Annotated in this window: 7 protein-coding genes; 1 reads left to right on the top strand and 6 read right to left on the bottom strand. The window is 68.9% G+C overall.

Annotated elements, in window-relative coordinates; all coding sequences use genetic code 11:
* The first annotated feature begins 133 nt into the window (after positions 1-133).
* The gene (locus AC1DVT_RS15900; protein WP_477389966.1) at positions 134-1,006 is read left to right on the top strand and encodes a potassium channel family protein; all 873 of its coding nucleotides are present in this window, start codon (positions 134-136) and stop codon (positions 1,004-1,006) included.
* Between the two features lie 16 nt (positions 1,007-1,022).
* Here the strand turns inward: AC1DVT_RS15900 and AC1DVT_RS15895 are convergent, their stop codons facing one another.
* From AC1DVT_RS15895 to AC1DVT_RS15870, 6 genes are all read right to left on the bottom strand, one after another.
* The gene (locus AC1DVT_RS15895; RefSeq protein ID WP_477389965.1) at positions 1,023-2,819 is read right to left on the bottom strand and encodes a serine/threonine-protein kinase; all 1,797 of its coding nucleotides are present in this window, start codon (positions 2,817-2,819) and stop codon (positions 1,023-1,025) included.
* Positions 2,820-2,902: 83 nt separating this feature from the next.
* Positions 2,903-3,247 (bottom strand): hypothetical protein, encoded by a 345-nt coding sequence (locus tag AC1DVT_RS15890; RefSeq protein ID WP_477389964.1) that lies wholly within the window; start codon positions 3,245-3,247, stop codon positions 2,903-2,905.
* Between the two features lie 45 nt (positions 3,248-3,292).
* A complete protein-coding gene (locus tag AC1DVT_RS15885) occupies positions 3,293-3,949 on the bottom strand; it encodes a phosphatase PAP2 family protein (protein WP_477389963.1) in 657 nt (218 codons plus the stop codon).
* Positions 3,950-3,977: 28 nt separating this feature from the next.
* Positions 3,978-5,768 carry a class I mannose-6-phosphate isomerase gene (locus AC1DVT_RS15880; protein WP_477389962.1) on the bottom strand — a complete coding sequence of 597 codons (1,791 nt, stop codon included), beginning with the start codon at positions 5,766-5,768 and terminating at the stop codon, positions 3,978-3,980.
* Positions 5,765-6,727 carry an ROK family protein gene (locus AC1DVT_RS15875; protein WP_477389961.1) on the bottom strand — a complete coding sequence of 321 codons (963 nt, stop codon included), beginning with the start codon at positions 6,725-6,727 and terminating at the stop codon, positions 5,765-5,767. The genes AC1DVT_RS15880 and AC1DVT_RS15875 overlap by 4 nt, the downstream gene beginning before the upstream one ends.
* Positions 6,728-6,808: 81 nt before the next feature.
* Positions 6,809-7,852 (bottom strand): LacI family DNA-binding transcriptional regulator, encoded by a 1,044-nt coding sequence (locus AC1DVT_RS15870; protein WP_477389960.1) that lies wholly within the window; start codon positions 7,850-7,852, stop codon positions 6,809-6,811.
* Positions 7,853-8,025 lie beyond the last annotated feature (173 nt).

The raw sequence follows: 8,025 nt of genomic DNA, 5'->3' as shown, positions 1-8,025 counted from the left end.
ATCCATCCCTGGGGAATCTCCGACCCCCAGGGATGTCGGCCGGCTCCCTCGCGCGATGTCAACCCCGTCCGCCGACGACGTGTGCCGCACGAAGATGGCACGAGGAGGGGTTCCATGCGGAGCGAAGGCTAGCGTGAGCACGGCTGGGGGCGTTCTCAGCAGTGTCGCGGGCGCGGCGATCGTCGCCTACGGGTTATCCGACATCTTCCTGACCCTCGTGCACCCGCACGCCCGAGGGCGGCTCTCGCGCGGGATCGTCGTCGGCATCTGGCGGCTCACCTCGCGCTGGGGGCGACGAGCGCGCGCCGCATCCGGGCCGCTGGCGGCCATCAGCGTCGTGCTCGCCTGGGCGGCGATTCAGGCGGTCGGCTGGGCATTCCTCTACCTTCCGCACGTCCCCGACGGATTCCTCTACTCCGCAGGGATGGATCCAGCGCGATACCMGGATGCTCTGGAAGCCCTCTACTTCTCGCTGGTGTCGCTCTCGACGCTCGGCTTCGGGGAAGTCGTGCCCATCGATCCGGTTGTCCGCCTGCTTTCGCCCCTGCAGGCGGTGACCGGATTCGCGCTGCTGACCGCCGGGGCCACCTGGCTGCTCCAGCTCTTCCCCACCCTCGCTCGCCGGCGTTCCACCGCGCTGCACCTCACCTTGCTCGGACGCGCGGGATACCCCGAGCAGCTGGGAGAGATCGATGCGTCCACCGCAGCCCTCGTCTTGCACACGGTCGCGCAGCAGATCGCGGGGGCACGCGTCGACCTCAGCCAGAGCCCGGAGTCGTACTACTTTCGCGAGGGTGAAGCGCCCACATCGCTCGGGCACGCGCTGCCGGTCGCCCAAGCACTGGCCGATGCCGCCACCAGGTCACCGCACGCCCAGCTCCGCCTTGCCGGGTCCGTCCTGGACGGCGCGCTCGAGGAACTGGGCGGATGCCTGCGCGACGACTTCGGTGCAGTCGGCGACTCGCGGGTCGACGTCATGGCGGCGTTCGCTCGCGACCACTCGTAGCCCGGCAGACCGCGGGTCAGAGCTGCGTACTGCTCAGCACGTCCGTCGCGGCGATCTTGAGCGCGCCCTCTTCGTCCACCAGCTGGAAGCTCGTCACCTCCTGCACCACGCGCCCGTCCCGGAAGTGATACGTGAGCGTCGCCTGTGCCCGATCGGGGGCAGAGGCGCTGACGTCGGCGATCTCGAGGGCGTCGACGGTCGACCAGAAGGCCTCGTAGCCCCCGCGCCCTCCGGCGTGGTTCTCCTGATAGTCCGCCGTCATCGTGGGCCACGCACTGTCGAGGTCGCCCGGAAGCATCGCGTAGTAGCCCGAGATCGTCTCGATCGCGCGCTGCTCTCCGGTAGGCGGCGGCGGCGCAGGCTCCGCTTCCGGCGAAGGGGGAGTCGAGGCGGCCGGCGGGAGGGGGGTGGCCTGAGGGTCGGGTGTCTCGATGATCGCGGGCGGTGTCGGGCTCGCGGATGAAGCGGGCGTCTGGCTCGCGGTCGGACCGGCAGCGTCGCCTGCGGGCCGCAGCGGGTTCAAGAGCATTGCGGCACCTACCGCGATCCCGAGGAGCAGAACCAGGAGGCCCACGATCACACCGGCACGGCGACGACGGCGGCGGGTGGTGGCGCGCTCGGCCGGCGGCACTCCCTCCACCGGCGGGACGCCCGCCTGCCCCGTCGAAACGCGGGCCGGAACGGTCGCGCCGGCCAGCGGCTCGGTCTCGGCGGTCGGCGGTTGGTAGCGAGTGGGCTGATCGGCGGCGATGGTCTGCGCGGTGGGAGTGTGCGGCGCGGGGGTCGGTCGAAGCTGGGCATCGACGGGGACAGTGGTGGTCGCGGGCGGGTGCTGCTCGAAAGCCTCGGTCGTGACGTCCGGGTCACTGGCCGCGGGCGGGCCGTGCTCCACAGCCTCGGTCGGGACATCTTCGCCACTCGCGATCGGTGTGCCGTCGATCAGCGCCGCGACCGCGACCGCGCCACCAGCCGGCAGGGCCGCCGAGGGTGTGGAGTCCTGATGTACGGCGGACAAGGACGCGACGACGGAGGCCATGCTGGGTCGGCCCTTCGGGTTGGTCGACAGCATCTCGTTCAGCAACGGCGCGAGCGGGCCGGCATGTTGGGGTGGCCGGTAGCCACCGCGGGCGACCTTGTGCAGCAGAGCGATCGCGTTCCTGTCGGACCCGAACGGCGGGGCGCCCTCCAGCACCGCGTACAGAGTCGACCCGAGCGAGAAGACATCGGAGGCGAAGCTCGTCGGCAGCCCTCGCGCCACCTCCGGTGCGAGGTAGGCGGGAGTGCCGTGAATCAGGCCAGTCGCCGTGATCGTCGCGTCGCCGAGTGCGTGTGAGATCCCGAAGTCGCTGATCATCGCCGAGCCGTCCGCCGTGATCAGGATGTTGCCGGGTTTCACATCCCGGTGCACGATCCGCAGCTTGTGGGCTGCCGCGAGCGCAGAGGCGACTTCCGCCCCGATCCGCGCTGCCACAGCCGGGGTCAGCGTGCCGTGTTCACTCAACAGGTCAGACAGCGGCGTCGACTCGATGAGCTCCATCACGATGCAGGGCTGTCCGTCGTGCTCGATCACGTCGAACACCGTCACGGCGTGGGGATGACGCAGTCCGGCCGTGATCCGCGCTTCCCGCAGAGCTCGGTCGGTCGACTGCTGACGCTCGGCGTCGGTGAGCTCTGGTTGGGTGCGCAGCATCTTGAGCGCGACCGGACGGTGGAGCCGCTCGTCCCACGCCTGCCACACGATCCCCATCCCGCCCGCGCCGATCATCTTGACCAGTCGATAGCGATCGGCGACGAGGCTGGACGGAGTACTCATGGTGCGAGAAGTCTTACCCGCTGTGCCGCTGTGGGAACGGCCTTGCGCGCCCTGGTCCGGCCTGCTAGCGGACTGCGGAGCGCCTACCGGACGGGTGCCACCTCCGCCTCGACCTCGCGGGCCGCCTCCTCCGCCTCCGCGGAGGGTGCGGCGTTGAGAGCGCGGCGGGAGAGCACGAACAGCAGGATGCCGAGGCTGAAGGTCAGCGCTTCGGTGATGGTCATCGCCCAGATGACCCCGTTGATCCCGACGACGGCGTTGCCGATCAGGATGATCGGGATGAACAGCACGCCCTGCGCGACCGACATGATCGTCGCGTTGCGCATCTGCTCGGTGGCCGGGAAGACCGCGATCACGAGACCGGTGAATCCGTTGAAGATCGTCGAGACGAGCATCGCGGTGAGCATCAGCGTGCCGTCGGTGAGCACCGCCGGGTCGGCGCTGTAATAGTTAGAGTTCTAACTGTCAAACCTCTAACTATTTGAGTCGGCCGCTCGCTGTACCCGCCGCCGGCGGATCGTCTCGACGACGGCCCACACCAGGGTGCCCACGGCCACGCCGAGGAAGAGGCCGCCGATGATGTCGGTCAGCCAGTGCGCGGAGAGATAGGCGCGAGCCCACATCATCCAGATGACCCACACTGCTCCGAACACCCACCAGAGCCAGTGCCGGAACAGCAGCGCCAGGACCGTGACGAACGCGGCAGCGAACGCGACGTGCCCCGACGGGTACGAGGTGGGGACGATCTCCGCGAGCGAGTCTTCGGGCCTGATCCGCCCCACAATCCGGGCGAGCGGTGCAGCGATCAGGATGCACACGGCCAGCGTCGCGGCGACGGTGATCGCGGCCCACCACCATCGCAGGATCAGCAGTGTCGCGACCACCGCCACCGAGGTGACCGCGGCAACGGCCGGCCCGCCGAGGTGGCTGGGAATCCACGCGAGCACGAGTCCGGCATCCGTCCGACTCGCGAGCATCAGCTCGTGCCACCACACGTCGATCGGGAACGGCTGGTCTCGGCGGGCCGAGATGACCACCCACAGGAAGATGATCGCGACGATGGCTGCCGCGGCGCCGACGATCAGCGGCGTCAGCCGCGGGAGGTCGGCGCGCTCATCGGGACGTTCCATGCGGCCATCCTGGCAGGGGGCGCGGCTGCTACTCGTCTCCCTTGCGCGTGCCGCGGACGTATGCCTTGACCGTCGCGAAGCGCTCGCTCTTCGAGTCCGCTGTGCGGCGGATGAGGTACGGCCCGACCGCGGCGGGAACGATGAAGGTCTCCGCGTAGTGGATGCGATACGGTGCGAAAGCGTCGGTCGGACTGGCGATCTCCACTTGGTCGCCCTCCACGAGGTTCAGCACGTTGACCGTGCCGTCGGTATCGTGCCGTGCTTCGTCGGTGAACCAATGGCGCCGCACCTCGATGAACTCGAGGTCGTGCAGCCCGGTGCGCTCCTCGCGCAGTCCCTCCCGCTCGCCTACGAGCTCGACCTGGCCGAGCAGGTGGCTCTGGACCCACTCGGTGTCCCGCTCCCACTGGATGTTGCGGCTGCCGTGGTCGACGTGGATCGGCCGGGGGATGCCGTCGATGCCGACTCGTCCCCAGTCCCACAGCTTGAAGGTGAAGATGAACGGGGTGGCGGAGATCTCGAGGACCATCGAGTTCGCCCCGGAGGCGTGCACCGTGCCGGCCGGGATCGAGAAGTGGTCGTGCTTGCGGGCCGGGATGCGGTTGACGTACTTCTCGGCGTCGAACGGATGCTGTCCATCTGTGGCAGCCCGCAGGTCGGCGATCATCGCTTCAGGGTCGATCCCGGTCTTCAGGCCGAGGTAGACCACCGCATCCTCGTCGGCGTCGAGCAGGTAGTAGCTCTCGTCCTGGGTGTAATGCATGCCGAAGGCGTTCTGGATGTAGTCGGTGAGCGGGTGCACCTGCAGCGACAGGTTGCCGCCGCCCATCGTGTCGAGGAAGTCGAAGCGGATGGGGAACTCGGCGCCGAACCGCGCGAACGTCTTGTCGCCGAGCAGTCCGCGCGGCTGGCTGAGAACGAGATCCATGGCGGGGATCTCCACCACGCGCCCGTCCGCTTCGAGGAGCAGTGAGTTCTCTTCCGGCACGCAGTCGAAGCACCACGCGTAGTTCGTCGCCTCACGGTCGAGATCGAGGCGGTTCTTCATCCACTGTCCGCCCCACACGCCGGGGTCGAAGAACGGCACGACACGCAGGGGTGCGGCCGATGCGCTCTTCAGCGCGAGCCGGAAGGCGTCACCGGTGATCAGACCAGCGTCGCGGATGCTCCTGTTCGTGTCGAGCAGATAGTCGATCCGGTCGAACAGATCGCGCTTGTGCCGGTCGGCGACCCGCCACTCGACGAAGAACCCGCGCTTGTACTTGCGGAGGATGTCCTCGCGKGGGTTGTCGGTGCGCCAGTTCGTCGCCCCACGGCGCTGGCGCAGCTGGATCTCCCAGCGGGCCAGATCGGCGAGCACGAGCACGTCCGGGCGCACCGGGACCAATGCCGCGCCCCAGCCGACCAGGATGACGGGTCGGGCGGCCGCGACGATCGAGGCCGCGAGGGTTTCGAGCTTCTGGCGGTCGTAGAACTCGTCGAGGGTGAAGTGGCTGAGCACGCCGAACACCCGGTCGTCGGTGAGGTTGCGGCCGATGAGGTCGTCGATCACCGTGATGGGCTGGGCTGCGGCATCCTCTACGTCGACGACGTCGAACTCAGGGAGGTTCTCGCGCAGCTCCGCGATCAGCGCTGGAAGGTCGACGCCCGGGTAGGTGTCGATCGCCACGACGGCCGGGCGCTCGCCGGCCGCGGTCCGTGCGGCCGCGCGGAGTTCCTCCCAGGCCTCGCGGCCCGACCAGATGGTGCTCCCGGGCGGCAGCGCGATGGACGGCTGCTTGTCGTAGGTGGTCGGCGAGTGCTGATCGTCGATCGTCACTGAGCGTCCTTTCGGGGGAGGGCGGTGCGGTCGCCGATGTGCCCGGCCAGGGCGGACAGACCGAGCAGGACGGAATGCTCGGGAGCCGCCGGGGTGACGAATCGGGGTCGGTGCGACGACGACCACAGGTGTGCGTGCACATAGTCCGACAGGGCGGGGAGGATGAGGTCGGTCGAGCGCATGACGCCCCCCGCGACGACGACGACGTCGGGGTCGTAGGCATGGCAGAGGGTGACGATCGCGGCACCCCATGCGCGCAGATAGCGGTCGAGCAGAGCGGCGGGAGCGGGCTCGGCACGGGTCTCGACGAGATCGCGGAGCCCGATGGGGCCGCGCGCGGCGCGTTCGCCGAGTGCGGATGCCGCGAGAGCCGGATCGGATGCGACATCGCGCTGGAGGGCCCAGGTGCCGGCGACCGCTTCGGCGCAGCCCGCGTTTCCGCAGTTGCACATGGGGCCGTCGAGGTCGACGGTCACGTGCCCGCCGAGGATTCCGGCGTGGTCGTGCGCACCGCGCAGCACCTTCCCGCCGATGATCGCCGCGGTGCCGATGCCCGTTCCCAGGGTGACGAGCACCGCGTCGGTGGCGCCGGCGGCAACGCCGTAGGTCGCTTCCCCCACGAGTGCGGCGCGGGCGTCGTTCTCGACGACCACGGCGTCCACCCCGAACGCGTCGTTCGCCCACGCGCGGAGATCGCGATCCTGCAGGTAGGGGTATTTGCCGTGGGCCGCCACGAGGCTCGCGTGCGCGCGGTCGACCACACCGGGGACCGCGATGCCGACCGCGGAGACAGCCCCGCTCTCGACGCTCCGGCGCAGCTGATCCACAGTCTCGCGCACCCGTTGCAGGTCGCCGTCKCCGCMCTGATTGGGGAGCGATGCGCTGACGAGGAACCGCGAACGCTCGAGAATGCCGAGCTTGATCTCGGTGCCGCCGAAATCAACGCACAGTGTCGACATGAGGCTCCCTTCGACTCGACCTCGAATCTTGATATCGTTACCATAGTGCACGACAGAATCGTTTGCGCAACCCCTGCTGGGTCATTRGGCGCGCACTACCCGCACGGGGGTCGGCATCTCGACCTGCCGCCCGTGATCCGAATCGTCGTCGCCGGTGAGGCGTGCGAAGAGGATCCGGGCTGCTTCCCGGCCGAGCTCGCGGGCGTCGTGGTCGACCACGGTCACGGGTACAGGCATCATCTCGGCCAGCTCGAAGTCGTCGAAGCTGACGATCGGCGGCAGCGGAACTCCGCTCTGCGCCGAAGCCGCGAGCCGGGTGCCGATCTGCTTGAGCGCACCGATCGAGTTGCGGTTGTTGGCGCAGAACACGGCGGTGGGCGGATCGTCGAGGTCGAGCAGCTGCTGCATCGCGGCGCTGGCGGCTTCGATATCCTGCTGTCCGCGGCGAACCAGGGTCGGGTCGACATCGATCCCGAACTCGGCGAGCGCCTGCGCGTAGCCTTCGAACCGCCTCCGGCCGGTGAACACGCTCGTCACGTTCCCGAGATAGCCGATCCGCGTGTGGCCGGCCTCGAGCAGGGTCTTCGTGCCTCGGTAGGCGCCTCCGACGTCGTCGAGCACGACGGAGTCGGCGTCGAGGCCGGCGACGGTCCGGGAAGCCAGCACGAGCGGAGTGTGCCGGAGCACCGCCGGCTGCAGGTGTGCGGAGTCGTCGGTCGACGGCACGAGCACCAGCCCCTCCACCTGGCGGCCGATGAAGTCGGCGATGAGCTGGCGCTCTCGGCCGAGGTCCTCATCGGTGTTGCCGAGCATGATCCTGCAGCCGTACTGCGCAGCGACCTCCTCGACCCCGAGGGCGAAGCTGCTGTAGTACGGGTTTCCGAGGTTCGTGATGGCGACGCCGATCAGGCGGGTCGATTGGCCGGGACGGATGCTGCGGGCGTTCTCGTTGCGGTGATAGCCGAGGGTCTCCACGGCTTCGAGCACCCGCTCCTGCACTTCGGGGCGCACATTCTTGCCGCCCGCGAGGGTGCGTGAGACAGTCATCGGGCTCACGCCGGCCAAGGCGGCGACGTCTTTGACCGTCGGCTGTGCGGCTGCACCGTTCAACGACGTCGTCGTCATGCTCGCTCCTCACCCGATCGGTCGTGCGGCACTCGGGTGAACCCCCGAAGACCGGTAGGGATCCGAGTGCGGAACGCCCGAGATCGCCCCCATCGCCCCGTCGATTGCTAACGATACTAGCGACCTGGCCCAGGAATGGGATCGTTATCAAAAAGTCCGCACTGGTGCTTGAC

It is taken from the genome of Microbacterium sp. P2_F9 (genome assembly GCF_056403635.1).
The sequence above is the reverse complement of the archived record's forward strand: the minus strand, read 5'-3'. Positions and strand labels throughout refer to the sequence as shown.